Below are 294 nucleotides of genomic sequence, written 5' to 3' on the forward strand. Positions count from 1 at the left end.
ACCGCACTTGATGGATGAACGGGATCGTGGCCCCAGCATCGCGCAACAACTCTCATTTGGGGTAATGGGTCCTGGCTTTCGCCAGGACGACATGGAATGTGTTGCGCGCGTTGTGAGTCAAACTTCCGCATTCTCGCGACATGATCTGTCCGAGCTTTGCTCTTCGTTCCGCCCTCTCATCAGCAGAGGGCGCAGGAAAAGCCGGGTGCCGATCGCACCCATGGGCCCCGTGCAAAAGGTAGAAAGCACGGGGGTAGGACCACGGGTGTAACCGGAAACAACCCGGCTTTCCCT

It is taken from the genome of Bradyrhizobium pachyrhizi, from assembly GCF_001189245.1.
Lineage (GTDB): Bacteria > Pseudomonadota > Alphaproteobacteria > Rhizobiales > Xanthobacteraceae > Bradyrhizobium > Bradyrhizobium pachyrhizi.